This window comes from Mycobacterium sp. 2YAF39, assembly GCF_052114565.1.
Taxonomy (GTDB): Bacteria; Actinomycetota; Actinomycetes; order Mycobacteriales; family Mycobacteriaceae; genus Mycobacterium.
This window is the reverse complement of record NZ_JBFREZ010000007.1, coordinates 163,974-187,230: the sequence shown is the minus strand read 5'-3', so window position 1 is coordinate 187,230 and position 23,257 is coordinate 163,974. Positions and strand designations below refer to the sequence as shown.

At 65.1% G+C, this 23,257-nt stretch carries 24 protein-coding genes and 4 tRNA genes; 16 read left to right on the top strand and 12 right to left on the bottom strand.

Annotated features, from left to right (window positions below; all coding sequences use genetic code 11):
• Positions 1–335: 335 nt before the first annotated feature.
• The 7 genes from AB4Z42_RS20725 to AB4Z42_RS20695 form a co-directional block, all read right to left on the bottom strand.
• Positions 336–749 (bottom strand): hypothetical protein, encoded by a 414-nt coding sequence (locus AB4Z42_RS20725; protein ID WP_442011091.1) that lies wholly within the window; start codon positions 747–749, stop codon positions 336–338.
• Between the two features lie 200 nt (positions 750–949).
• Positions 950–1,129: a hypothetical protein gene (locus AB4Z42_RS20720; RefSeq protein ID WP_442011090.1), complete on the bottom strand. Its 180-nt coding sequence runs from the start codon at positions 1,127–1,129 to the stop codon at positions 950–952.
• 378 nt (positions 1,130–1,507) lie between these two features.
• Positions 1,508–1,822, bottom strand: a complete 315-nt coding sequence (locus tag AB4Z42_RS20715) for a hypothetical protein (RefSeq protein ID WP_442011089.1) — start codon at positions 1,820–1,822, stop codon at positions 1,508–1,510.
• 426 nt (positions 1,823–2,248) lie between these two features.
• Positions 2,249–2,323, bottom strand: a tRNA-Val gene (locus tag AB4Z42_RS20710).
• Between the two features lie 16 nt (positions 2,324–2,339).
• A tRNA-Cys gene (locus AB4Z42_RS20705) sits at positions 2,340–2,410 on the bottom strand.
• Positions 2,411–2,437: 27 nt separating this feature from the next.
• Positions 2,438–2,510 (bottom strand) — tRNA-Gly (locus tag AB4Z42_RS20700).
• 68 nt (positions 2,511–2,578) lie between these two features.
• A complete protein-coding gene (locus AB4Z42_RS20695; protein ID WP_442011088.1) occupies positions 2,579–3,121 on the bottom strand; it encodes a DUF6636 domain-containing protein in 543 nt (180 codons plus the stop codon).
• A 139-nt stretch (positions 3,122–3,260) separates the two neighbouring features.
• Between AB4Z42_RS20695 and AB4Z42_RS20690 the strand changes: the two genes are divergently transcribed.
• The 3 genes from AB4Z42_RS20690 (at position 3,261) to AB4Z42_RS20680 (ending at position 5,802) form a co-directional block, all read left to right on the top strand.
• A tRNA-Val gene (locus AB4Z42_RS20690) sits at positions 3,261–3,335 on the top strand.
• A 136-nt stretch (positions 3,336–3,471) separates the two neighbouring features.
• Positions 3,472–5,079, top strand: a complete 1,608-nt coding sequence (locus AB4Z42_RS20685; RefSeq protein ID WP_442011087.1) for a DHA2 family efflux MFS transporter permease subunit — start codon at positions 3,472–3,474, stop codon at positions 5,077–5,079.
• Between the two features lie 255 nt (positions 5,080–5,334).
• A complete protein-coding gene (locus AB4Z42_RS20680) occupies positions 5,335–5,802 on the top strand; it encodes a hypothetical protein (protein ID WP_442011086.1) in 468 nt (155 codons plus the stop codon).
• A gap of 297 nt (positions 5,803–6,099) precedes the next feature.
• Here AB4Z42_RS20680 and AB4Z42_RS20675 read toward each other — a convergent pair whose 3' ends face one another.
• The 3 genes from AB4Z42_RS20675 to AB4Z42_RS20665 form a co-directional block, all read right to left on the bottom strand.
• Positions 6,100–6,930: a L,D-transpeptidase gene (locus tag AB4Z42_RS20675; protein WP_442011085.1), complete on the bottom strand. Its 831-nt coding sequence runs from the start codon at positions 6,928–6,930 to the stop codon at positions 6,100–6,102.
• A gap of 233 nt (positions 6,931–7,163) precedes the next feature.
• A complete protein-coding gene (locus tag AB4Z42_RS20670; protein ID WP_442011084.1) occupies positions 7,164–7,871 on the bottom strand; it encodes a GAF and ANTAR domain-containing protein in 708 nt (235 codons plus the stop codon).
• A gap of 107 nt (positions 7,872–7,978) precedes the next feature.
• Entirely contained in the window at positions 7,979–8,476 is a 498-nt protein-coding gene (locus tag AB4Z42_RS20665) for a DUF1990 family protein (RefSeq protein WP_442011083.1), read from the bottom strand.
• Between the two features lie 60 nt (positions 8,477–8,536).
• Between AB4Z42_RS20665 and AB4Z42_RS20660 the strand changes: the two genes are divergently transcribed.
• The 12 genes from AB4Z42_RS20660 (at position 8,537) to pdxT (ending at position 19,436) form a co-directional block, all read left to right on the top strand.
• The gene (locus AB4Z42_RS20660; protein ID WP_442011082.1) at positions 8,537–9,385 is read left to right on the top strand and encodes an aldo/keto reductase; all 849 of its coding nucleotides are present in this window, start codon (positions 8,537–8,539) and stop codon (positions 9,383–9,385) included.
• Between the two features lie 46 nt (positions 9,386–9,431).
• On the top strand, positions 9,432–10,061 hold the full coding sequence (locus tag AB4Z42_RS20655; protein WP_442011081.1) for a PaaI family thioesterase: 630 nt from the start codon (positions 9,432–9,434) through the stop codon (positions 10,059–10,061).
• Positions 10,058–10,495, top strand: a complete 438-nt coding sequence (locus tag AB4Z42_RS20650) for a TIGR02611 family protein (RefSeq protein WP_442011080.1) — start codon at positions 10,058–10,060, stop codon at positions 10,493–10,495. The genes AB4Z42_RS20655 and AB4Z42_RS20650 overlap by 4 nt, the downstream gene beginning before the upstream one ends.
• 73 nt (positions 10,496–10,568) lie before the next feature.
• Positions 10,569–12,623, top strand: a complete 2,055-nt coding sequence (gene thrS / locus AB4Z42_RS20645) for a threonine--tRNA ligase (RefSeq protein ID WP_442011079.1) — start codon at positions 10,569–10,571, stop codon at positions 12,621–12,623.
• Positions 12,620–13,177 carry an HIT family protein gene (locus tag AB4Z42_RS20640; RefSeq protein WP_442011078.1) on the top strand — a complete coding sequence of 186 codons (558 nt, stop codon included), beginning with the start codon at positions 12,620–12,622 and terminating at the stop codon, positions 13,175–13,177. Before thrS ends, AB4Z42_RS20640 begins: the two co-directional genes overlap by 4 nt.
• Positions 13,174–13,863, top strand: a complete 690-nt coding sequence (pgsA, locus tag AB4Z42_RS20635; protein WP_442011077.1) for a phosphatidylinositol phosphate synthase — start codon at positions 13,174–13,176, stop codon at positions 13,861–13,863. Before AB4Z42_RS20640 ends, pgsA begins: the two co-directional genes overlap by 4 nt.
• An 80-nt stretch (positions 13,864–13,943) precedes the next feature.
• Positions 13,944–14,786, top strand: coding sequence for a phosphatidylinositol mannoside acyltransferase (locus AB4Z42_RS20630; protein WP_442011254.1), 843 nt, complete (start codon positions 13,944–13,946; stop codon positions 14,784–14,786).
• On the top strand, positions 14,786–15,967 hold the full coding sequence (locus tag AB4Z42_RS20625; protein WP_442011076.1) for a glycosyltransferase family 4 protein: 1,182 nt from the start codon (positions 14,786–14,788) through the stop codon (positions 15,965–15,967). The genes AB4Z42_RS20630 and AB4Z42_RS20625 overlap by 1 nt, the downstream gene beginning before the upstream one ends.
• Complete coding sequence (locus AB4Z42_RS20620) at positions 15,964–17,031, top strand: NUDIX hydrolase (protein ID WP_442011075.1); 1,068 nt, start codon at positions 15,964–15,966, stop codon at positions 17,029–17,031. Before AB4Z42_RS20625 ends, AB4Z42_RS20620 begins: the two co-directional genes overlap by 4 nt.
• Positions 17,032–17,097: 66 nt before the next feature.
• Positions 17,098–18,009: a pyridoxal 5'-phosphate synthase lyase subunit PdxS gene (pdxS, locus tag AB4Z42_RS20615; RefSeq protein WP_442011074.1), complete on the top strand. Its 912-nt coding sequence runs from the start codon at positions 17,098–17,100 to the stop codon at positions 18,007–18,009.
• A 9-nt stretch (positions 18,010–18,018) separates the two neighbouring features.
• Entirely contained in the window at positions 18,019–18,855 is an 837-nt protein-coding gene (tesB, locus tag AB4Z42_RS20610) for an acyl-CoA thioesterase II (RefSeq protein ID WP_442011073.1), read from the top strand.
• The gene (gene pdxT, locus AB4Z42_RS20605; protein WP_442011072.1) at positions 18,852–19,436 is read left to right on the top strand and encodes a pyridoxal 5'-phosphate synthase glutaminase subunit PdxT; all 585 of its coding nucleotides are present in this window, start codon (positions 18,852–18,854) and stop codon (positions 19,434–19,436) included. The genes tesB and pdxT overlap by 4 nt, the downstream gene beginning before the upstream one ends.
• 62 nt (positions 19,437–19,498) lie before the next feature.
• Here pdxT and AB4Z42_RS20600 read toward each other — a convergent pair whose 3' ends face one another.
• The gene (locus AB4Z42_RS20600) at positions 19,499–20,710 is read right to left on the bottom strand and encodes an acyl-CoA dehydrogenase family protein (RefSeq protein ID WP_442011071.1); all 1,212 of its coding nucleotides are present in this window, start codon (positions 20,708–20,710) and stop codon (positions 19,499–19,501) included.
• Between the two features lie 59 nt (positions 20,711–20,769).
• Positions 20,770–22,491 (bottom strand): CocE/NonD family hydrolase, encoded by a 1,722-nt coding sequence (locus AB4Z42_RS20595; RefSeq protein ID WP_442011070.1) that lies wholly within the window; start codon positions 22,489–22,491, stop codon positions 20,770–20,772.
• A gap of 63 nt (positions 22,492–22,554) precedes the next feature.
• On the opposite strand from AB4Z42_RS20595, the gene AB4Z42_RS20590 reads away from it, so the two are divergent.
• Positions 22,555–23,151 carry a TetR/AcrR family transcriptional regulator gene (locus AB4Z42_RS20590; RefSeq protein ID WP_442011069.1) on the top strand — a complete coding sequence of 199 codons (597 nt, stop codon included), beginning with the start codon at positions 22,555–22,557 and terminating at the stop codon, positions 23,149–23,151.
• Positions 23,152–23,257 lie beyond the last annotated feature (106 nt).

Genomic DNA, 23,257 nt, shown 5'->3' with positions numbered 1-23,257 from the left:
GGACGGGTTGTACCGTCGCTATCTTCGCCGTTACGCGGGTTGAGGTTGTCCATGGGCGGCAAGACAGAGTTTGGCCCCGCCCAAGCAGGGAGTGTGAGCGAGGACCTCGCGCCTGCCCAGCAAGGTCGACTCAGCGCAAGTCGTCCTCGGTTACCTGGCGCTTGTTCAGAAGCTCATACGTCACAATCTTCCTTTGCTCTGCATCCAGAGCGTTGTGGACGTAATGGCTGAGTTAATGGCTCTAGTGGATGGGTCCACGGCTGAACTGGTGTCTGCCGCCTAACCAGTGGGCAAGCTCATCGGTGTTGCCCATCGTCGAATCTCACGCACATTCGTTAGTTCGCGAATTGATTAAAGGGCAAGCCGCCGGGCACCTGCGCGACGTACCCGGAGTCGGCCGAATCGCCGGGCTGCCGCCCGTTGCCGACGGTAGAGGTCGGCGTGTCAGTCGGCGTGTTAGCGGTCTTGGCTGCCGGACCGGCGGTCGGGGCCGATTTCGGCGCTGGGATCGCAGAACCGTCGGAGTCCCCTGTAGGGGAGGTCGATCCGGCTGTAGAGGAGCTCGGTCCGGCCTGCTCGGAAGCGGCGGAAGTAGTGGACCCGGAGTCGTCGGCAGGTGCTGCGGCCGCGGTGCCGTTGGCCATGCCGAGGGCGGCAAGACCTAGCGCCCCCGCAATGGCCGCGGCGGTGGCGAACTTCTTGATCGCGTGAACAGTGCTGTTCGTGGTTGTGGAGGGGGTGGTGCTCATTGGAGTTCCTTCTCTTTGGAGCCACAGCGCTTTGTGGTTGAGAAGAGACTCGCGGGTTGCCCTCAACAGATTCTCAATGCACCGAGCAGGCTAAGCCGCGGACATGGTTCGGCCCCGCCCTAGAAAAGGCAGGAAACCAAGAAGTCCTATCCAAACTTCTTGAAATACCGCCCAACGCTGAGGGCTTCGGTGAGCGGTTCCTACTCGTTGCCCACGACGCTGATGATGTCGCCGCCGGGGTAGTGCCCGCGGTGCGTCTCCTCTGCATCGGCAGGGCTGCCGGCGATCACGAGGCGGGACGACGTCTGGCCTGCGTTGTCGCAAGAGATGACGGTGTAGAGATCCGGCGGAGGAAACGGTGGGCAGATCCTGTTAAGCATCCGAGGTTTTCCTATCTGCGGTTGTTGTGCCGGACCTTTCAGCCGGTGCTGACAACACAGTCCCAATGCCTTCTTGGAGATTTCTTGGCTACAGCACTCAGAGCGCGGCCCCGCCGTTTGAAGAGTTGGGCGGGGCCGAACAACAGCTAGGACGTCAGCTAGGACAGCTTGGTTTCTTGGGTCGGCGTATCAATTTCAGGGGCGTGGGAGGGCACTCGAGACGCGCCCGGTATCGGTCGTAGACGGGTTGCAGCACAGCAATAAGGGCGATCAGCTCGCGCATGGTGAAATCAGTCGGGCTGAGTACCTCAACTAGGTCGCGGGCTTCTTGCGATAACGCCTTGCGCGCGACTTCGAATATCTGGTCCGGTGTGGCGGTCATTGCTTTACCTCCGCGTTGAGGCGGTCAAGCTTGTCCGCTGCCTCGGCGAGCGCGGTAGCGATTTTCCGCGCCACGCTGCTGGTGAGCATGTCCTCCCAGGCGACGCCTTCGAGGCGGATGCAGCGTTCCTCGACGGTGCCGTCACGAAGTTGCGTTCCGGAGACGAACACCCGGGCGGGTGCGTCGTTCGTGTACTGAACTTCGGGGATCGTCCATATCGGCCCGTCGAAAGACCGGAACTCACTGGGATGTCCGACGTCAGCCCAATCAGAGACCTCAGTAGCACCAGTGGGCCAGTCAATCGTTTTCATCGCCCGGCCCACCCGTCGACCTCGTCGGCAGTCTGCAGGAGCGCAGCAGCAAGCTCGCGCGCCTGGTCGCTGTTGAGATGTATTCCGTCCCGTTCGCCGTCACAGTCCTACAGGCATGGCGCCTCGATCGTCCCGTCGTCGACGGTGCCGTCCGCGAGCTGGATGGCCGCCGCGTAAACGCGAGCATCGCTGTCGATGATTGAGCGGTCGACTCCGAACACCGTCCGATGGGGCGGAGCGCCTTCCCAAAAGGAGGCGAAGTCAGCGCCGGGTAGGGACGCAACCTCAGATGGAACATTTGTTACAGGTGTGGTGGCCATGGCTTAGCTACCTCTCGCGTCGGCTAGCGCCGCAATCGGTTAGCCCATAGCTGGCCCATTTGGTTCGCTACCGGTCTGGCTTATATGGCCTGACCTGCGTCGAACTTGGTGCGCGATACTGGGATTGAACCAGTGACCTCTTCCGTGTCAGGGAAGCGCTCTCCCGCTGAGCTAATCGCGCCTAGACAAAATCGTTGAGGTGGAGACGGGAATCGAACCCGTGTGCACGGCTTTGCAGGCCGTTGCCTCACCACTCGGCCACTCCACCACTGGGTTGACGCCACTACACCCTTCGAGCGGATGACGGGATTCGAACCCGCGACCCTCACCTTGGCAAGGTGATGCGCTACCAACTGCGCTACATCCGCGCGCAACGAACGCCTCGTGCGTCGCGAAGGACGACAATAGTCGACCCAAGGGAAACACTACAAATCCCTCAAAACACCCGATAGGCCTCAAGCGAGATCGTGAAGCCGTTGCCCGATTGGGTGTCGCGGCAGGTGATGCCCGACTCGGCACTTTCGCAGCTCATCGGTCCAGCAGTGATCGATTGTCCATACGGCAGCACCTCGTCTGGACCGAAGGTGGTGTCGCCGGCACACACAAACGCGGCGGGCTCGCCGGGTGCGACCGAGATCCCCTGCCCGTAGTCGAATTCACAGTCGGCGGGGCGGGGCGGCGGTGACCAGTCGTGGTCGATGATGTCGCAACGGGCCAGGTCGGCATCGATCGCACAGGCAACGTTGCCCGTCGGGGAGAGGAAGCCGGTGTACTCGAACACCTCTTGATCCAGCGGCTCGGCCGTCGGCTCCGTCATCGAGGTGTCCGGCGCTGAGCCCGTAGCGGCCACCTTGTCCTGACTGGCACCGGTGGGCGGGCTGCTGGGCTGCGGGCCGGGGGAGCCGGCGCAGGCAACGAGCGCCAGCAGCGCGGCCAAACCGGCAACCGCGGACACGAGACGTCGGTCGAGTTGAGCCACGGCGTGACGATAGCCCGGCAATCCCGGATGGGCCGACGAACCTGCGAAAAGCGCGGGCCGTCGTGGCGAAACAAATTCGGGTCGAAAGCCGCTGGCGTGCTAGTCTTCGACGTCGTTCGACCCTTTGGTCGGGCTCCCCGGTCTCGTAGCTCAGGGGGAGAGCGTCCGCCTCACACGCGGAAGGTCACTGGTTCGATCCCAGTCGGGACCACCACCTCACACCGATCTGGTTACGACATCTTCACCGAATAGGACTACCCAAGCCGACGTGCAGGTTTGTCGCCGGGCGGATCCTCTGATTCGACCCGTTCTGGCCTCGGAGAGCAGCGACGCGGTAGATGCTGATGGCCATGGGGGAGCGCGTCGTCGATCCGGGATCGCCGCCGGGGGCCTCGACGCGCACGCCAGCCGAGCCCACGACCACCGAACGCCAATATCCCGATCGAATCGATGCCAGACTCCTGCAGATCGGGAGCGTGTGCCTGCTGGTCTCGGTCATGGCCAGCCTCGATGCCACCATCGTCGCCGTCGCGCAACGCACCTTTGTCGTCGAGTTCGACTCCACTCAGGCCATCGTCGGCTGGACGATGGCCGGTTACGTGCTCGGGCTGGCGACCGTCACTCCGATGACCGGTTGGGCGGCCGACCGGTTCGGCACCAAGCGATTGTTCGTCGCGTCGATTCTGGCATTCACGTTGGGATCGCTTCTGTGCGCGATTGCCCCGAACATTTTGCTGCTCATCATCTTTCGGATCGTGCAGGGCGTCGCTGGAGGCCCCCTGATGCCCCTGACGCTTGCCATCATGACGCGCGAGGCCGGCCCGAACCGACTCGGCCGCGTGATGGCGCTGGCGGCCATCCCGTTGCTGCTCGCCCCTATCGGCGGACCACTGCTGGGCGGTTGGCTCATCCGAAACTACGGGTGGGAGTGGATGTTCCTGATCAATCTGCCGATAGGTCTGATGGCAGTCGTCCTGGCTGCCATCTTCCTTCCGCGAGATGAATCGGAACCGTCCGAAACCTTCGACTTCATCGGCATGCTTCTGCTCTCGCCCGGCGTGGCGACATTCTTGTACGGAGTGTCGGAGATGCCCGGGCGCGGCACGGTGACCGATCGCCATGTGTTGATACCGCTGTTGGTCGGCCTTGTGTTGATCACCGCGTTCGTCCTGCACTCGTTGTACCGAGCGGATCATCCGTTGCTCGACTTCCGGTTGCTGACCAATCGGACCGTCGGGATGGCCAACGTGGCGATGCTTCTTTACATCGTCGCGGGTTCCATCGGACTCCTGGTCCCGAGCTACTTCCAGCAGTTGATGCACCTGACGCCCTTTGAGGCTGGGATGCACATCATCCCCTCGGGACTCGGCGCCATGCTGACCATGCCTATTGCTGGGACGCTCATGGACAGATTCGGCCCCGGCAAGATCGTGCTGATCGGCCTCACTCTTGCTGTCACGGGACTGGGCATGTTCACCTACGGCGTTGCCACGCAGGCGGATTACTCACCGATCCTGGTTACCGCGTTGGTGATCGCAGGCATGGGTTCAGGCTGCACCTTGCTGCCGCTGTCCGGATCGGCGGTGCTGACGCTGACAGAGCATCAGCTTGCGCGGGGATCGACGCTGATGATGATCAACCAGATGGTGGCCGGCGCCCTGGGCGGCGCACTGGTGTCGATGATCCTGACCAATCAGTTCAACCGCAGCGAAAATATCTCCACCGCAAACGAAATGGCGATACTGCAGCAGAAGGCCGCTGAGAACGGGATACCGGTAGACCCATCTGCGATACCGCCGTCGTCGCTTGCTCCCGACTTCATGTACAACGTGGAGCTGGATCTCTCCCATGCCTACACGACAGTATTCATGGTGGCCGTCGTACTGGTTGTGTTGACGTTCATTCCCGCGGCGTTCCTTCCGAAGAAGCCGGCCGAGTCGCCTCTGGTCGAGGTGTAGTTCCGGCGCGTCTCAGCCAACGTTTTGGACACAGTCCGATGACGAAATCGTCTCATTAGCAAGGAACTCCGGCCGAAACGGGGTTCACGCGACGTCGAACGTCACCATTTGGAAACGGCACGGTGCGGCGTGTTCCACCGTCGCCCTTTATGTCGATAAATTGACGGCGTCGTCCTAGATGACATCTATGGCATTTGGTTCTGCTGCACAACGTGAAGTGGAACGTCTGAGCGCGAATGAAGGAGTCGATGGGTGATGGCGATCTTTGATCGAATCCACATCAGAGTGATTGCTGTCGGAGCTGGATTGTGTGGCGTCGCCATCGCATTGAGCCCCGTGGCGGCAGCCGGCGGGTGCGAGTACCAGACGTCGGCAGGCCAGGCCCCAGCAGCGCCCGGAATGGTGTGCGCTCCGGTCAATGAGATGGCGGGTGTGCCGATGGCGCTGCCTGGGCCGCCTCTCGCTCCGCCGATCGTTCCTCCGCCCCTGGTGCCACCGATCGTTCCTCCGCCGCTGGTTCCGCCGATTCCGCCGCTGGTTCCGCCGGTCCCGATCGTTCCGCCGTTGGTTCCGATTGCTGGTGCTCCGGTGGTGGGAGGCCTTCCGCTGACCACCATGGGTGGCGCGGCCGCCGGTAAGGGCGATCCCGTGGGACCCGCGCCCAGCGGTGCGCCAGTAGCCGGTCAGCCGATCGCGCCCGGCCCTGCGGGCGCCCAGCACTAACTCAGTTCCTCCCCGACGACCCGTCCCCAGTAATGGGGGCGGGTCGCTCGGTTGTGCCCGGACTGCGAATGGGACCAAGCGACACCACCATGAGTGGGTAAGGCTAGAGGCGGGGCCTGTCCCTGGGATGGGAGACCGGGGATGCCGGATATGCAATGGGTCCTGTTATACGACGAAAGCGACACCGTCGCTAAACACTCTGTACGCGTTTGTGTTTAGCGACAGTGTCGCTCATAGTTCAGCAAGCCGTCGGGAATGCCGGCCCTACCGAGGGCGGGCTGGAAACAGCTGAAGGAACTAGCCGGACACCGTTCGCGGAACCTCGATGCCGTTCTCCCGCACAATGATCGGGTCACCGACGTTGACGGTGTTGAAGTACCACTCGGCGTCTTCGGTGCTGAGTCCGATACAGCCGTGGCTGACGTTCTCATATCCCATTTGGTTGACGGACCACGGCGCTGAATGCACGAAGAGGCCGCGCTGCGTGAATCGGACGGCGTATTCCACGTCAATGTTGTAGCCGTCGGCTGCGTCGACGGGAATCCCGACGGTGCTCGAATCCATCACCACGTCACGTTCTTTGGCCAGTGCGGTATAGGTGCCGACGGGCGTCGGATACTCCGGCCGCCCCATCGACGCCGGGAACACTCCCGGCTTTCCCCAGTTGGGCCGGTGGTGCGGCGAAGGTAGTTCGGTCGGTGGCAAACCGTCGATGGTCACGGTGAACGTTTTGTCCGCGATGTTGGCGACGCCGACGACGGCGGGTCCCGTCTGGAAGTCGGTGATGGGCAGGTTGGCCACCGACAGTGCCACCGTGCTGTGCGCCGGCCAGAACGAATCTGGAATCCATTGCACGACATTGTCTTCCACCCATTGGTACTTGCCGGTCATCGCGGGCACAGACTTGATGTCAAGAGAGCGTTCGGCCGCGCGCCGGTCGGCGACCGGGGCCCTGAACGTCGCCACCACCGGGTGAGCGATACCCACTACCGCGCCCTGCGCCGGTAGAAGCGATTCGATGGCGGGCCGGTATGACTGGCTCGCCGCTGTACTGGTGCCCGCGGGCACCGTAACCACACTCGCAGCCATCACGATCGCTGCGAGAACACGCCCAACAACCACACGCATGGCTTCCGATTCCTTCGAAATTACAACCTTGTCAATATCTGATCGTAGGGGCGCCAACACGATTCAAAGCTCAGGCGAGACTTCGCAATTCGATCAAGGGTTCGTCACGCTTCGGCAACGGCCCGCAAAATACGCAACCTGATCGCACGCTGGGAGGTCGGCCGCGATTCGTCGACGTGGCAATCACAATTCAGCGATCACGACGAGCGTGTGATCAAGAACCTCGAGCGACGCTATTGAGTCGCTGACTGACTGTCTTCGACGAGATTCGTGGCGACCTTGACCAGCGGCACGTTGGAGTCCTGCGACAGCTTGCGCAGCAGTTCGAACGCCTGCACGGCGTTGACGCCGTAGCGCTCCATGATCATGCCCTTGGCCTGACCGATGATGTCGCGGCTCGCCAGTGCTTGCTTGAACTGCTCATCGCGGCGTGCCGAATTCCACGCCACCGACGAATGCGCGGCGAAGACCAAGCCGATGTTCCTGGACTCTTCGTCAAAGACGTCGGGTGTCTCGGAATACACGTTCAGGGCGCCCATCGTCTCGCCGGCGATGAACAGCTGGAACGCCATGATCGATCGAATCGGCGTCTCGGCCAGCGCGTCCTGCCGGTAGAGCGGGAAGCGCTGTTCGGTCTCGAGGTCGGGGACATGGATGGTCTTTTCCTCCCATGCCGCGGTGAGGCATGGACCCTCGGCGTGGCGCTGCTGGATCTTGTCCAGCAACATCGGATACGCGTGCGTGGCGGCGGGTGTATCGATGTGCTTGCCGTTGCGGGTGATGGTGATGCCCGCGTACTGGGCGCCCGGAATCTCAACGGCGGCGTGCTCGGCCAGCTCGGCGATCATGGTCTCCGAATCGGCATCGGTGCGACCGTGTAATCCCTGCACGAGCTCGGCAATACGCAGGTGGGTGCCTTCTAAGACGCTTGGATTGTTCACCGCTCACCGCCCGGACGACTTGATCAAGTTTCACTAGGTTACGCGTTATTGACCGCGGGTGAGCAAGATCATTCGCGCCGCTACCTGCGAGACAGCGAAGCCTTGCCTCAGAGAGCCTTCAGGTAGCGGGAGGTCACGACTCGCTGCACCAGCGACGTGAAGGGCGAGGCCAGCCGGCTCCACCACGTGGCGTGCCGGGAGAACGCCGTCACGTCCGCGAAAACGTTCTCGGTGGCCGGGTCGTAGCGGACGAGGAATAGCTCCTCGCCGGACTCGGCGTGACCGGGCAGCGTGCCATAAGCAAACCCACGGCGATCGGGTTCGTCGACGACGTAGACGACACGGCACGGCGCCTGCACAGGACCCAGGTGCACGATGACGTCCGACCCGACGGCGGCGACTTCGGTCGTCGCCGTGACCCTGACCCCGGCGCCGCGCAGCATGCCCCACCGCATGCCCGCCGCGGCGGCGTCCTCGAAGCGCTGCCGGCCGCGACCGATCACCGCCGACTTCTGCACATGGTGGTAGTCGGGCGGCAGCGTTCCTGCGGTGGCGCCGACCTGTGAATACGTCAGCGGCAGCGCGGCAAGGTCACTCAGCTTCATTGCGGCAGAGGCTATCGCGACCTGCGCCCCGTTCACGACGTCGGCGTACGGTTGCCAACCATGACCACCTTCGCCATCGGCGGTGATCTCACCGTCAATCGTCTGGGATTCGGCGCGATGCGCCTGACAGGTAAAGGCATATGGGGCCCGCCGGCTGACCCCGACGAGTGCATACGCGTGCTGCGTCGCCTCGTCGAGCTCGGTGTCAACTTCATCGACACCGCGAACTCCTACGGCCCGTATGTGGCCGAGGAGCTGATCAAAGAAGCGCTGCACCCCTACCCGGACGGGGTCGTCGTCGCGACGAAGGCCGGCCTGTTGCGCACCGGCCCCGACGAGTGGCCGGTCCTCGGCTTCCCTGCGTATCTGCGCCAGGAGTGCGAGATGAGCCTGCGCAGGCTTGGCGTGGACACCATCGACCTCTTCCAGCTGCACCGCATCGACGACAAGTTCCCGGCCGAGGACCAGGTCGGTGAGCTCGTGAAGCTTCAGCAGGAGGGCAAGATCCGCCATATCGGCCTGTCCGAGGTCGACGCCGGCCAACTCGAAGCCGCCCAGAAGGTCGCGACGATCGTGTCGGTGCAGAACATGTACAACCTGTCGGTGCGAAAGGCCGAACCCGTTCTCGAAGCGTGCGAGGCCCAGAACATCGGCTTCATTCCCTGGTTCCCCCTGGCCGCCGGACCATTGGCCGCCGCGGACGGCCCACTGCAGCGCATCGCCGCCGACCACGATGCGTCCCCGTCGCAGCTCGCGCTGGCCTGGCTGCTCAAGCGGTCGCCGGTGATGTTGCCGATCCCCGGCACGTCGAAGGTCGCCCATCTCGAGGAGAACGTCGCGGCCGCGGATATCGAGTTGTCCGACGACGAGTTCGAGACCTTGAGCAAGGCCGGGTCCGGCGAAAGCTGAGGCAGGCAGTCCGACCGAAGCTTGAGCCAGGCAATACGGTGTTCGTGTGATCACCGACGAACCTTCGGGTGCGCATCCCGGTGGGGGATTCAATCCGCCGGTACCGACCACCAAGGGTGGAGATGACTACGGCCGGTTCGTCGATGCTGTCCGCACCCTGCAGGACCATGCCCGCGCCGCGGACGCACCCGACGACGTGATCACCGAGGCTGCCGACCTCGTCGAAAAGGTGACGCAACTACTGGCGCCTTACTACGCCGACGAATGGGCCTCGCCGTCCGGACGCCGCATGGATCTGCCCAATCGCGGCAATCTGCTGTCCATCCCGCTGGACCTGCACAAGACGCCGGACGAGCGCATCGAAGGCACGGCGCAGTTTCGGCGCTTCCACCTAGGCCGCAACGGCGCGGCTCACGGCGGCGCGGTGGCGCAGCTTTTCGACGGTCTGCTGGGTTACGCCGCCTTCACGCTCAGCGGCAGCCGTGCCCAGCGCACCGCGTTCCTGCACGTCGACTACCGCAAGATCGCCGTCGTCGAGAAGGAGCTGCAGGTCGACGCCCGTATCGACGGCATCGAGGACCGCAAGATCTTCGTATCGGGCCGGCTGCTGGACGGCGACGACGTCCTCGCCGAGTCGCACGCGTTGTTCGTGAAACTGCGGCCGGGCCAACCGTGAAACAGGACGCGGAAGAGCAGCCCAACCGCACCCGTCGATGGGCCGCCCGCTGGCGCGACCGTTTGCGCGACCGTCCCAAGGCAGAGTTCGTCTACCGCATCGGCGTCGGGATAGTCGGTCTGGTGGTGTTCGTCGTCGGCATCATCGCCATCCCGTACCCGGGTCCAGGCTGGGCGATTCTGTTCATCGGGCTCGGCATCCTGGCGACGGAGTTCGAATGGGCACGACGGCTGCTGGCCTACGCCAAGGAGCGCTACGACAAGGTGATGGACTGGTTTCAAGCGCGACATTGGTCCATCCAGATCCTCGGCGGCATCTTCACCGCGCTGGTCGTGGCCGCCACGCTGTGGCTGCTGGGCGCCGCCGACTGGACCGCTGAACTCTTCGGCCTGGATTGGCCGTGGCTGAACAGCCCTATTGGCTTGGGGTCCTGAGGAGACGCACCGATAACATGGTCGCGTTCGACATACCCCGACGTAACCCTCCGACCCAATTGGAGAAACACCGATGAGCGCCGCCGTCAGCCCCGCCCCAGCAGCCCCTATCCGGGTCGCTGCCGGGACGACCGCGGGTGAGGCGGTCCGGGACGCGGGCCTGCCGGGCCGCGGTGACCCCGCCGCCGTCGTCGTGGTGCGCGACCCCGAGGGACGACTGCGGGACCTGTCGTGGGTCCCCGATGCCGACGTCGACGTCCTCCCGGTGGCGGCCGACACCGACGACGGCCGCAGCGTCATCCGTCACTCCGCCGCCCACGTGCTGGCCCAGGCGGTGCAGGAGAAATTCCCCGAGGCCAAGCTCGGCATCGGACCGCCCATCACCGACGGCTTCTACTACGACTTCGACGTCAAGCGCGCCTTCACGCCGGAAGATCTCGAAGCGCTCGAGAAGCGCATGCGTCAGATCGTCAAGGAAGGCCAGCTGTTCTCGAGGCGGGTCTACGAGTCCAAAGATCAAGCGCGCGAAGAGCTTGCCAACGAGCCGTACAAGCTCGAACTCGTCGACGACAAGTCCGGCGACCCCGACGTGATGGAGGTCGGGGGAGACGAGCTGACCGCGTACGACAACCTCAATCCCCGCACCCGTGAACGGGAGTGGGGCGACTTGTGCCGCGGGCCGCACATCCCGACGACGCGCTACATTCCGGCGTTCAAACTCACCCGCAGTTCGGCCGCGTACTGGCGCGGCAACCAGGACAACGCGAGCCTGCAGCGCATCTACGGGACGGCGTGGGAGTCGCAGGAAGCGCTCGACCGCCACCTCGAGTTCATCGAAGAGGCGCAGCGGCGCGATCACCGCAGGCTCGGCGCGGAGCTCGACCTGTTCAGCTTCCCCGATGAAATCGGTTCCGGGCTGGCGGTTTTCCACCCCAAGGGCGGCATCATCCGGCGTGAGCTCGAGGACTACTCGCGGCGCAAGCACAGCGAGGCCGGCTACGAGTTCGTCAACACCCCGCACATCACCAAGGGCGAGCTGTTCAAGATCTCGGGCCACCTGGACTGGTACGCCGACGGCATGTTCCCGCCGATGCACCTCGACGCGGAGTTCAACGAGGACGGCACGGTACGCAAGCCCGGCCAGGACTACTACCTCAAGCCGATGAACTGCCCGATGCACTGCCTGATCTTCCGGTCGCGCGGGCGCTCCTATCGCGAACTTCCGTTGCGGCTCTTCGAATTCGGCACGGTGTACCGATACGAGCTGTCGGGCGTCGTGCACGGTCTGACCCGGGTCCGTGGGTTGACGATGGACGACGCGCACATCTTCTGCGCGCGCGACCAGATGCGCGACGAGTTGACGTCGCTGCTGCGCTTCGTGCTCGACCTGCTCGGTGACTACGGCCTGACGGACTTCTATCTCGAGCTGTCCACCAAGGATCCGAAGAAGTTCGTCGGCTCCGACGAGCTGTGGGAGGAGGCGACCAGCGTGCTGGCCGAGGTGGGCGCCGCCTCCGGCCTCGATCTCGTGCCTGACCCCGGCGGCGCGGCGTTCTACGGCCCCAAGATCTCAGTGCAGGTCAAGGACGCGCTCGGCCGCAGCTGGCAGATGTCGACCATCCAGCTGGACTTCAACTTCCCCGAGCGATTCGAATTGGAGTACACCGCTGCCGACGGAACTCGTCAGCGTCCGGTGATGATTCACCGCGCGCTGTTCGGGTCCATCGAGCGGTTTTTCGGCATCCTCACCGAGCACTACGCCGGCGCCTTCCCCGCATGGTTGGCCCCGGTGCAGGTGGTCGGCATCCCCGTCGCCGAGGACCACATCCCATACCTCAACGGCCTTGCCACGCAACTGAAGATGGCAGGCATCCGCGCCGAGGTCGACGTCAGCGATGACCGGATGGCCAAGAAGATCGTGAACCACACCAACCAGAAGGTGCCGTTCATGCTCGTGGCGGGCGATCGGGACATCGAGGCCGACGCCGTCAGCTTCCGCTTCGGCGATCGCACCCAGATCAACGGTGTACCGCGCGAGGCGGCGGTGGCCGCCATCGCCAAGTGGATCGCGAATCGGGAGAACGCAGCCCCCACAGCCGAACTGGTCGAGGTGGGCATCAAGCCGTGAGCCAGTCCGATGACCATTCGATAGTCGACCAAGGCGCCGGCGATCCCGACCACCTGCAGCGGCTGTGGACGCCGTACCGGATGTCGTACATCGCGGAGACTCCGCTGCGGCGCAACGATGCGGAGCCGTCGCGACCATTCACCGACATCCCCAAGCTGTCCGACGAGGACGGTCTGGTGGTGGCGCGCGGCGAGGTCGTCTACGTCGTGCTGAACCTGTACCCGTACAACCCGGGCCATCTCATGGTTGTCCCGTACCGCCGGGTGTCCGAGCTCGAAGACCTGACCGAGCCCGAGAGCGCCGAGCTGATGGCGTTCACCCAGAAGGCGATTCGCGTCATCAAGAGTGTGTCCAGCCCGATGGGGTTCAACGTCGGGCTGAACCTGGGCAAGGTGTCGGGTGGCTCGCTGGCAGACCATCTGCACATGCACGTGGTGCCGCGCTGGATCGGTGACGCGAACTTCATCACGATCATCGGTGGCGCAAAGGTCGTCCCGCAGCTGCTGAGCGAGACACGCGAGTTACTGGCGACGGAGTGGGCGAAGCAGCAGTGAGTAATTTTTACCTGATGACACGCGCGGCCTACGAGAAATTGTCTCGGCCGATCGCCAAGGCTGCGCTGCGTGCAGGGCTCACTCCTGACAGCATCACCATTCTGGGCACGGCGGGCACCGTGCTGGCTGCGCTCACGTTGTTACCCATCGGCCAGTTGTGGTGGGGCAGCTTCTCCGTCTCCGTCTTCGTACTCGCCGACATGCTCGACGGCGCCATGGCCCGTCAGCGCGGCGGCGGCACGCGGTTCGGTGCGGTGCTCGACGCCACGTGCGACCGCATCGGCGATGGAGCCATTTTCTGTGGACTGCTGTGGTGGATCGCATTCGGCATCCACAGCACATCGCTCGTGGTGGCGACGTTGATCTGTCTGGTCACCTCGCAGGTGATCTCCTACATCAAGGCGCGTGCCGAGGCCAGCGGACTGTCCGCCGAGGGCGGCATGATCGAGCGGCCCGAACGGCTGGTCATCGTGCTTGCCGGGGCGGGGTTGTCGGGGCTGTTCGGCGTGCCGTGGCTGTTGCATGTCTCGATGTGGGTGCTCGCGGTGACCAGCCTCATCACCCTCGGCCAGCGCGTGCACAGTGTGCGGACCTCACCGGGGGCGATGGATCGGATGACGAAACCCGACGAGACACCCGAGACATCCGGCCACCACCCGCCCGCAGGGCAGGGGGAAGAGTCGTGACGGAGAGCCGGTCGGGATCCTCGCTTAGTGGCAGGTTCACCGACTGGGGGTACGCCGCAGGCTGGCGCCTTGTTCGTGCCATGCCGGAGGCGGTGGCGCGCAACACGTTCGGCGCCGGTGCGCACTACGCTGCGCGCGGCGGGGGACCCGAACAGCTGCGCAAGAACCTCGCCCGCGTCCTGGGCGTCGAGCCCGCCGGCGTGCCGGACGGGCTGATGCGTGCTTCGCTTGCCTCCTACGCCCGGTACTGGCGGGAGGCGTTCCGGTTGCCCACGATGGATCTGGACGAGGTCGGTCGCCACTTCGACTCCGTGAGTATCGGCACCCACAGGCCGCAGGAAGCCATGGACGCCGGCCACGGCGGCATCCTGGCGCTGCCGCACAGCGGCAACTGGGATATGGCCGGCGTCTGGCTCGTCCACAAGCACGGCACGTTCTCCACCGTGGCCGAGCGACTGAAGCCGGAGTCGTTGTACCGCCGCTTCATCGAGTACCGGGAGAGCCTGGGCTTCGAGGTGTTTCCGGCATCGGGCGGTGAACGTCCGCCCTTCGAGCTTCTCGCCGAGCGCCTGCGCGAGAACAAGCTCGTCTGCCTGATGGCTGACCGTGACCTCACCCGGTCCGGGGTCGAAGTGGACCTCTTCGGAGAACCGACCCGGCTGCCCGCGGGACCGGCGAAGTTGGCCATCACCACTGGGGCCCACCTCATTCCGGCACACGTCTACTACGACGGTGACGATTGCGTCATCGATCTCCAGGAGCCGCTGGACACCAGCTCGAAGGACGTCGTCGCCGTCACCCAGGCGCTGGCAGATCGGTTCACGCGCAACATCGCCGCGCATCCTGCCGACTGGCACATGATGCAGCCGCAGTGGCTGGCAGATCTTTCCGACGAGCGGCGCGCCAAACTCGGGGTGACCTGATGCGCATCGGGATGGTGTGCCCGTACTCGTTCGACGTACCCGGTGGCGTGCAGTCCCACGTGTTGCAGCTGGCCGAGGTGATGCACGGCCGCGGCCACGTGGTCAGCGTGCTGGCGCCGACGTCCTCCGAATCGCACGGCTCACTACCCGACTACGTGGTATCGGGCGGCAAAGCGGTACCGATTCCGTACAACGGATCGGTCGCGAGGCTGCGCTTCGGCCCCGCCACGCACCGCATGGTCAAAAAGTGGCTGGCGCAAGGCGAATTCGACGTACTGCATCTCCACGAACCCAACGCGCCGAGCCTGTCGATGTTGGCGTTGAACATCGCCGAGGGTCCGATCGTTGCGACCTTTCACACGTCGACCACTAAGTCGTTGACGCTCAGCGTTTTCGAGCCGATCCTGCGGCCGATGCACGAGAAGATCGTGGGCCGCATCGCGGTGTCCGATCTGGCACGGCGTTGGCAGATGGAATCCCTCGGCAGCGACGCCGTCGAGATACCGAACGGAGTGGATGTCGCGTCGTTCGAGTCGGCGCCGCCGATGGACGGTTACCCGCGCCCGGGCAAGTCGGTGCTGTTCCTCGGGCGCTATGACGAATCCCGCAAGGGCATGGCCGTACTGCTGCGGGCGTTGCCCCGATTGGTCGAGCGATTCGGCGACATCGAGGTGCTGATCGTCGGTCGCGGCGAGGAGGACGAACTGCGTCGGTCCGCGGGGAAACTCGCGAAGCATCTGCGGTTCCTTGGCCAGGTCGACGACGCCGCGAAAGCCTCGGCGCTGCGCAGTGCGGACGTGTACTGCGCACCCAACACCGGCGGCGAGAGCTTCGGCATCGTGCTCGTCGAGGCGATGGCCGCGGGCACCGCGGTGGTCGCGAGCGAACTCGACGCGTTCCGGCGGGTGCTGATGGACGGAACCGCGGGCCGGCTGGTCCCGATCGACGACCCCGAAGCCCTGGCGGCGGGGCTGATCGAGGTGCTGGACGACGACGCCGTTCGGTCGGGCTATATCGACGCGGCGGCCAAGGCTGTGCGCCGCTATGACTGGTCGGTGGTGGCCGGCCAGATCATGCGCGTCTACGAGACCGTCGCAGGCGCGGGAGCGAAGGTGCGGGTCGCGGGCACGGCGAGCAACGCCGTGGGTGCCTTGCGGGCCAAGGCCAGGGGATCCCGTTGACCACCTGGATCGTGGTGGCCGCGCTGGCGGTGGTGCTTCTCGTGGTCCTGCTGCTGGTCGGGGCCTGGGCACTTCAGACCGCCAACCGCTTGGACCGGTTGCACGTGCGCTACGACCTGTCCTGGCAGGCGCTCGACAGTCTGCTGGCGCGGCGGGCCGTGGTCGCCCGCGCGGTGGCCGTCGACTCCTACGGGGGCGGGCCGGCGGGGAAGCGACTGGCAGCGCTGGCCGACGTCGCCGAACGCTCACCCCGGGCGAAGCGGGAGGCCGCCGAGAACGATCTTTCCGCCGCGCTCGCCCTGGTCGACCCGTCGTCGCTGCCGCTCGCGCTGGTCGCCGAACTGGCAGACGCCGAGGCCCGCGTGCTGCTGGCCCGCCGATTCCACAACGACGCGGTCCGCGACACCCTGGCGCTACGAGAGCGGCCCGCCGTGAGATTGCTGCGGCTCGGCGGAACCGCGGCGCTACCAACCTATTTCGAGATCGCCGAGAGGGATCTCGGCGCGACGGCTTCTGCGACGTCCGGCGACGCTGCCCCGACGGTGAGCAGGCGGGTGTCCGCACGCGTCGTGCTGCTCGACCGGTCGGGGGCGGTGCTGCTGTTCTGCGGATCGGATCCCGCTGTCGCGGAGAGCTCGGACGGCCCGGCGCCGCGCTGGTGGTTCACCGTCGGTGGTGCGACACAGCAGGGGGAGACGCTGGCGGAGACCGCTGTGCGCGAGCTGGAGGAAGAGACCGGGCTGCGCGTCGACCCCGTCGACATGTACGGACCGGTCTGGCAGCGCGACGCGGTGATCGACTTCAACAGATCGGTCATTCACAGCGAGGAGATGTTCTTCATCCACCGCACCGATCGCTTCGAGCCTTCGGTCGCCGGGCGTTCGGGCCTGGAGCGGGCCTACATCCATGGGCACCGGTGGTGCGATGAGACAATGATCCGTGAGCTGGTCGCCAAGGGCGAAAAGGTTTATCCCGTGCAGCTCGGCGAGCTGTTGAACGAAGCAAACGCGCTGGCCGATGCGCGGGGCGCCGCACCTCGGCGGGAGTTGCAATCGATCCGCTGATATGCGGATTCAAGCGATTTGCGACCGCCTTTAGACTGGATCAGTAGCGATTCGGAGGAGATAGCAGTGGATACCGCACCTAATAATGGGTCGGCCACCCAGACCGGTACCGCCCGGGTGAAGCGCGGCATGGCGGAGATGCTCAAGGGCGGGGTCATCATGGACGTCGTCACGCCCGAGCAGGCGCGCATCGCCGAGGGCGCAGGCGCCGTGGCCGTGATGGCCCTCGAGCGGGTACCCGCCGACATTCGTGCCCAGGGCGGCGTAGCGCGCATGAGCGATCCCGACCTGATCGAGGGGATCATCGAGGCGGTGACCATCCCGGTCATGGCGAAGGTCCGCATCGGGCACTTCGTCGAGGCGCAGATCCTGCAGAGCCTGGGCGTCGACTACATCGACGAATCCGAAGTGCTCACGCCTGCCGACTACACCCATCACGTCGACAAGTGGAACTTCACCGTGCCGTTCGTATGCGGTGCGACCAACCTCGGCGAGGCTCTCCGTCGCATCACCGAGGGCGCGGCGATGATCCGCTCCAAGGGCGAGGCGGGCACCGGCGACGTGTCGAACGCGACCACCCACATGCGGGCGATCGGCGGCGAGATCCGTCGCCTCAGCTCGCTGTCGGAGGACGAGTTGTTCGTCGCCGCAAAGGAACTGCAAGCGCCCTACGACCTCGTCGTCGAGGTGGCTCGGGCCGGCAAGCTGCCGGTGACGCTGTTCACCGCGGGCGGCATCGCCACCCCGGCGGACGCCGCGATGATGATGCAGCTCGGCGCCGAAGGCGTGTTCGTCGGCTCGGGCATCTTCAAGTCCGGCGACCCGGCCGGCCGCGGAGCCGCGATCGTGAAGGCCACGACGTTCTATGACGACCCCGACGTGCTGGCGAAGGTGTCGCGCGGGCTGGGGGAGGCCATGGTCGGAATCAACGTGGAGGATGTGGCCGCCCCGCACCGGCTCGCCGAACGCGGCTGGTAAGAACATCAGGTGGCGATCGAAGAGATCCTTGATCTCGAGCAACTCGAGGTCAACATCTACCGCGGCAGTGTCTTCAGCCCCGAATCGGGCAACTGGCAGCGGACTTTCGGCGGTCATGTAGCCGGCCAGTCACTGGTCTCGGCGGTCCGCACGGTCGAACCGAAGTATCAGGTGCACTCGCTGCACGGCTATTTCCTGCGGCCGGGAGACGCCAAGGCGCCCACGGTGTTCATCGTCGAGCGACTGCGCGACGGCGGATCGTTCGCCACCCGCCGGGTCAACGCGATCCAGCACGGCGAGACCATCTTCTCCATGTCGGCGTCCTTCCAGACCGACCAGAGCGGCATCCACCACCAGGACACCATGCCGTCGGCGCCTCCGCCCGACGACCTGCCCGGCCTGACGGAGGTCAAGGCCTTCGACGACGCGGGCTTCCGGCAGTTCGCCGAGTGGGATGTGCGCGTGGTACCCCAGGAGAAGCTGGAACGCTTGCCGGGCAAGGCTTCTCAGCAGCAGGTGTGGTTCCGGCACCGCGACCCGCTGCCCGACGATTTCGTGCTCCACGTCTGCGCGCTGGCCTATCTGAGCGACCTCACTCTGCTCGGCTCGGCGCAGGTGCATCACGCCGAGGAGCGTCAACATCTGCAGGTTGCATCGCTGGACCACGCGATGTGGTTCATGCGTCCGTTCCGCGCCGACGAATGGCTGCTCTACGACCAGTCGTCGCCGTCGGCATCGGGCGGACGCTCGCTGACCCAGGGCAAGATCTACACCCAGACCGGTGAGATGGTGGCGGCGGTGACCCAGGAAGGGCTCACCCGCTACAAGCGCGACTACACGCCGTGAGCGCACCACACGTCGGTGTGTTGGCGCTGCAGGGTGACACGCGCGAGCATCTCGCCGCTTTGCGCGAGGCGGGAGCCGAGGCGTCCACGGTTCGGCGGCTGCGCGAACTCGAAACCGTTGACGCCCTTGTGATCCCCGGCGGCGAGTCCACCACGATGAGCCATCTGCTTCGCGAATTCGAGTTGCTCGAACCGCTGCGGTCGAGGCTGGCCGGCGGTATGCCCGCCTACGGTTCGTGTGCGGGCTTGATCCTGCTGGCCACCGAGATCCTGGACGCCGGCACCGCCGGGCGCGACGCGACACCTCTGAATGGGATCGATATGACGGTGCGCCGCAATGCCTTTGGCCGTCAGGTCGATTCGTTCGAGGACGACATCGACTTCACCGGTCTCGACAAGCCGGTGCACGCCGTGTTCATCCGGGCGCCGTGGGTCGAGCGCGTCGGCCCGGACGTCGAGGTGCTGGGGCAGGCCGCCGGACACATCGTCGCGGTGCGTCAGGGCAAGATGCTCGCGACGTCGTTTCATCCGGAGATGACCGGCGATCGCCGCATCCACAAACTGTTCGTCGACCTGCTGTAGGTGGCGATTTCGGCGTGCGCAGTCACGCTGAGCGTGACCAGCCACGCCGAAATCACAACGAGCTAGCGGATGGGGAGACCCGTCACCGCGCGGCCGATGACCAGCCGCTGAATCTCGCTGGTGCCCTCGAAGATGGTGAAGATCTTGGCATCTCGGTGCATCCGTTCGACGGGATACTCACGCGTGTAGCCGTTGCCGCCGAGGATCTGGATCGCCTCATCGGTGACATAAACGGCCGCCTCGCTGGCGACGAGTTTGGCCATCGATCCTTCGGCGTTGTCGAAGGGTTTGCCGGTGCGCGCCATCCAGCCCGCCCGCCAGACGAGCAGGCGAGCGGCGTCGATACGGGCCTTCATATCCGCCAATTTGAAGGCGATCGCCTGGAATTCGCCGATCTTGCGTCCGAACTGCTCACGCTGCAGGGCGTAATCGAGCGCGTACTCGTAGGCGCCACGGGCGACACCCACCGCCATCGCGCCGACGGTGGGACGGGTGCGCTCGAAGGTGGCCATCGCGCCCTGACCCTTCGAGCTCTTGCCTTCGCGGACCCGCGCGATCCGCTCCTCGAACTTCTCTCGGCCACCGAGGATCAAACGGCCGGAGATGCGGACGTCCTCCAACACGACCTCGGCCGTATGCGACGCCCTGATCCCGTGCTTGAGAAACTTCTGCCCCTGCCGGAAGCCGGGTGTGTTCGGCGGAATGATGAACGACGCCTGGCCGCGGCTGCCCAATTCCGGATATACCGATGCGACGACGATGTGCACCTCGGCGATGCCGCCGTTGGTCGCCCACGTCTTCGTTCCGTTGAGCACCCATTCGTCGGTCGCCTCGTCATAGCGCGCGCGTGTGAGAATCGCGCCGACGTCAGAACCGGCGCCCGGCTCCGACGAGCAGAAGGACCCCACCTTGGGGTCGTCGACGGTGCCGAACATCTGCGGTAGCCATTCGGCCAACTGTTCGGGAGTTCCACCGCCCGCCAGTGATGCGGCGGCCAGGCCGGTACCGAGGATCGACAGGGCGATCCCGGCGTCACCCCAGAACATCTCCTCGAATGCGACCAGCATGCCCAGACCGGACGGCTCGCCGGCCTGTTCGGCGAAGAACTCCATCGAGTAGACGCCGACCTTGGCCGCCTCCTGGATGATCGGCCAGGGCGTCTCCTCACGTTCGTCCCACTCCGATGCGGCGGGGCGGATCACGTCGACGGCGAATTCGTGCACCCAGTCGCGGATATGCACCAGATCGGGGGAGAGGTCCAACGAAAACGACATGGCCAAAATCTTACTCTGGAGTAAGTTACTCGCGAAAGACTGTGGCCGAGTTAACAGGGCTAGGCCTGGACCGGCAGGACCAGTCGAGATGACGAAGCGACGGTGTTCACGCTGCTGGTGCCGACACTCGCGTGGCGAAAGTTCATGATCGCCGGTGTCTTCGGGTCCTGGTCGTCGCTTGTGAGAGTGAGTCGAATGCGATCACCGGCAGCGAAACGGCGGGCATTGGCCACCAGCGGAATCCGATACTCGACGTCATCGCCTATCGGCACGGGCGCGAATGTGCGGCACGGCAGGACCGGCGCTCCGTCGCGGCTCGCCGCCTCGTCGACCTCGCGCAGACTGGCCCTCAGCCATCCGGCGGTGACCGCGGTGGCGGTGCCATCGGCGGCGACGTGTTCGAGCGTTGCGATCCACGCGGTGTCGGACGCGGTGGCCGACGCGACGAGGCGCAGCTCGACATCGCCCACAACGTCGATCGTTTCGGTCAGTGGCGCGCTGGTCCACGAGAGCAGCGAAGGAGGGTCGAGGGGGCTGGACTTGACCCGATTCAGCCCTGCGCCGAGAGTCAGGTACTCACGACGACCAGGCGCGCCCTCAGCAATGTCGAGCTTGCCGTCGGCGCACAGCGCGAACTCCTTGAGAGTCGTTGCAGCGGGCGGCCATTGATCGGAGGTGTGCCAGCCGTCGGCGCCGGGCAGCACGTAGCGGATCGGCGGACCGTCCACGATGCCGGTGTCGTAGCCCTTGAGCCAGTGGTCGTACCACGCGAGTGCCTCGTGATGAAGGCTTTCCCACGGCCAGGTGAGGCCGAACTGGCCCAGCAGCGCCATCCGCACATTCGGGTTGTCCGCCAAGGCTTCCCATGCGGTGAAGGTCGACGGCAGATGCAAGGGCACGTTCTCCCAGTCGCAGCCAAGATAGACGGGTATCTCGATGTTCTTCAGCAGTGGCAACAGGTTTCGCGCCTCCCACCAGTCGTCACGCAAGGGGTGCTTCACGATCGTGTCCAGCCACAAGTCATCCCACGGATGTGGGCTGTGCGGCAGTTTGAGGAGTGCCCGCATCATCGTGACCGCGGCTTCGCCGTTCATGGTCGCGAACCTGCGGTGCAGTGGCCCCGTATTGAGGATCTTGCGGGCCGCCGCGATCACCGGGTTGCGGCGCCAGAATCCGTCGCTGCGATCCGATGTCAGGCCCATCATCGACAGGAACGGGGTGATGAACGACGTGCTGGCCAGGCCGTGATGGCTTGCCGCGTCGTAGAGGTCGGCGGTCACCGCGACAGGGAAGATCGCCTTGAGGTGAGGGGGCCGTTCGACGGCCGCTTCGAGTTGGGTCATCGCGAAGTAACTGATGCCGATCATCCCGACGTTGCCGTCGCACCACGGCTGCGCGGCCGCCCACTCGACGAGGTCATACATGTCTTGGCGCTCTTGGGGGTCGAAGAAGGCGAAGGTGCCACCTGAGCCGCAAGTTCCTCGGACGTTCGCGATCACGTGGACGTATCCGCGCGAGACCCAGAAGTCGGTGTCGCCCGCCTCGATGAACCCGGCGGGAGCGCCGAAGTCCTGCATCTGGCGGGGGTAGGGCGACGCCGCGATCAACGCCGGGTACTTGCCGTCCGCGGTCGGGCGGTGGACGTCGGCCAGCAGGGTGACACCGTCACGCATCGGCACCCGGCGGTTGTCGTCGCTTCGAATCGTGAACTGTCGCCGACTGAGATTGCGGTACTCCCGACCAGTGTCCTGTGGTCCATTGAGTGGTCGTTCGCTCGTCATGAGTTTCACGCTACGTTGAAACTAGTCTCAACGCAACGTGAAACTTTTGGTAGGCTCCTCCTCGTGCCGAAAACCGCAGCGCCCGGACCCCGCGATGAACGGGGAGTGCTGTCCGCGCGCATCCTGTCGGCCGCGCGCGACGAATTCGCCCAGCATGGTTGGGCCGGCACCACGATGAGGGCCGTCGCCCGGGGCGCCGACGTTGACCCGGCACTCGTCTACCACTACTTCGGGTCGAAGGAGGCCCTGCTGGACGCTGCCACGAACCCGCCGCAGCGCTGGCTGGAGAGTGTCGCCACGACATGGACCACGCCGGTCGACGAACTGGGCGCGGCGTTGTTGCGTCTGATGTTGGGGGCGTGGGTCGACGACGAGATCGGTCCGGTGCTGCGCGCAGTCCTGCTGACTGCGGCGCATGACGAGGCGACGCGCGAAAAGCTCCGCAGGGTCGTCGAAAGCAGCCTGATAGGGGTGTCTGCGCTCGGCGTCGACGAGCGCGACCGGTTGCGGCGGAGCGGCCTCATCTCGTCGCAGATCATGGGTCTGGCGATGATGCGCTACGTCTGGAAGGTCGAACCGGTGGCGTCCATGAGTGACGACGAACTGGTCGCGGCCATCGCGCCGAATCTGCAGCACTACATCCAGGGCGATCTGACGTAGTGATTTCGGCGTGCTGGGTCACGCTGAGCGTGACCAGCCACGCCGAAATCGCACCCACACGTAGACTCGTCGATCGGACGTTGAGCACGATTCCAGGAAGTGAGTA

Coding starts and splice junctions, on each gene's coding strand:
- AB4Z42_RS20600 (WP_442011071.1), bottom strand. CDS start 20,710: ATGTCGTTTTCGTTGGACCTCTCCCCCGATCTGGTGCATATCCGCGAC.
- AB4Z42_RS20625 (WP_442011076.1), top strand. CDS start 14,786: ATGCGCATCGGGATGGTGTGCCCGTACTCGTTCGACGTACCCGGTGGC.
- AB4Z42_RS20680 (WP_442011086.1), top strand. CDS start 5,335: ATGGCGATCTTTGATCGAATCCACATCAGAGTGATTGCTGTCGGAGCT.
- AB4Z42_RS20665 (WP_442011083.1), bottom strand. CDS start 8,476: ATGAAGCTGAGTGACCTTGCCGCGCTGCCGCTGACGTATTCACAGGTC.
- AB4Z42_RS20725 (WP_442011091.1), bottom strand. CDS start 749: ATGAGCACCACCCCCTCCACAACCACGAACAGCACTGTTCACGCGATC.
- thrS (WP_442011079.1), top strand. CDS start 10,569: ATGAGCGCCGCCGTCAGCCCCGCCCCAGCAGCCCCTATCCGGGTCGCT.
- AB4Z42_RS20595 (WP_442011070.1), bottom strand. CDS start 22,491: ATGACGAGCGAACGACCACTCAATGGACCACAGGACACTGGTCGGGAG.
- AB4Z42_RS20720 (WP_442011090.1), bottom strand. CDS start 1,129: ATGCTTAACAGGATCTGCCCACCGTTTCCTCCGCCGGATCTCTACACC.
- AB4Z42_RS20630 (WP_442011254.1), top strand. CDS start 13,944: ATGCCGGAGGCGGTGGCGCGCAACACGTTCGGCGCCGGTGCGCACTAC.
- AB4Z42_RS20685 (WP_442011087.1), top strand. CDS start 3,472: ATGGGGGAGCGCGTCGTCGATCCGGGATCGCCGCCGGGGGCCTCGACG.
- AB4Z42_RS20715 (WP_442011089.1), bottom strand. CDS start 1,822: ATGAAAACGATTGACTGGCCCACTGGTGCTACTGAGGTCTCTGATTGG.
- AB4Z42_RS20660 (WP_442011082.1), top strand. CDS start 8,537: ATGACCACCTTCGCCATCGGCGGTGATCTCACCGTCAATCGTCTGGGA.
- AB4Z42_RS20675 (WP_442011085.1), bottom strand. CDS start 6,930: ATGCGTGTGGTTGTTGGGCGTGTTCTCGCAGCGATCGTGATGGCTGCG.